This is a genomic window from Mesorhizobium sp. M8A.F.Ca.ET.165.01.1.1 (assembly GCF_004792065.1).
In the GTDB taxonomy this organism is placed as follows: Bacteria; Pseudomonadota; Alphaproteobacteria; order Rhizobiales; family Rhizobiaceae; genus Mesorhizobium.
This window is the reverse complement of record NZ_SRTH01000124.1, coordinates 1-355: the sequence shown is the minus strand read 5'-3', so window position 1 is coordinate 355 and position 355 is coordinate 1. Positions and strand designations below refer to the sequence as shown.

The window sequence follows — 355 nt, the reverse complement described above, 5'->3', positions numbered from 1 at the left end:
CTTCCGATCTCGCATTTTCACGCCGACCATATCTCCGGCCTGTCGCTGTTTGCCAATGCGCGCTTCATCGCCAGCGATGCCGCCTGGTTGCGGCTGAAGGCGCGGACCGCCCGGCAGAATCTACGCCATGGCGTGTTCACCGAGCTTTTCCCCGCCGATTTCGAGGCCAGGCTCGACGGGCTGTCGAAGATGAAACAGGTACCGCCGCGCGGCGACATCCCCGGCGGGGCCGATCTGTTCGGCGACGGCAGCGTGATCGCGGTCGATCTTCCTGGACATGCCGACGGACAGTTCGGCCTGCTGTTCAGCGGCCTCGATCGGCCGCTGCTCTATGCCGTCGACGTGCAATGGATGC

Annotated in this window: 1 protein-coding gene; it reads left to right on the top strand. The window is 64.8% G+C overall.

Annotated elements, in window-relative coordinates:
- The coding region (locus EN808_RS35385; RefSeq protein WP_135918237.1) for an MBL fold metallo-hydrolase at positions 1–355 on the top strand (355 nt) is incomplete at both ends.